This window comes from Streptomyces sp. SAJ15 (assembly GCF_007595705.1).
Taxonomy (GTDB): Bacteria; Actinomycetota; Actinomycetes; order Streptomycetales; family Streptomycetaceae; genus Streptomyces.
Window position 1 is genome coordinate 1 of sequence record NZ_NISY01000045.1, and the last position, 401, is coordinate 401.

A 401-nucleotide genomic window follows, 5' to 3' on the forward strand; every position below is an offset into this window, starting at 1 on the left:
CACGCACGCTACCGATGCTGTCGAGCCCCTGGTCATCGGTACTCTGCGCCGTGACGAGGACGGTCCGCAACGTTTCCTGACCTCCGTCGCCGAGGCTTACGCTCACGGCCTGCCAGTGACCTGGAGCCATCTCTTCGACAGCACCACGGCACAGCGGGTTGATCTGCCCACCTACCCGTTCCAGCGTGAGCGGTACTGGCTCGCGAGCGAGGCCGCTTCCCCTCGCGTGGACGTGGAGCGGGATGGTGTGGAGGCCCGGTTCTGGGAGGCGGTCGAACGCCAGGACCTGCCCGCTCTGGCCCAGACCCTGAACGTGACAGACCAGGAACACGACTCCCTCAGCGCAGTACTACCGATGCTCTCCGGCTGGCACCAACGCCAACGCGAACGCACCACCCTCG

Annotated in this window: 1 protein-coding gene; it reads left to right on the forward strand. The window is 66.6% G+C overall.

All coding sequences use genetic code 11. The features are described 5' to 3' along the window. Positions 1-115: 115 nt before the first annotated feature. A partial coding sequence (locus CD790_RS34245; protein WP_144387280.1) for a hypothetical protein occupies positions 116-401 on the forward strand: 286 nt, incomplete at its 3' end.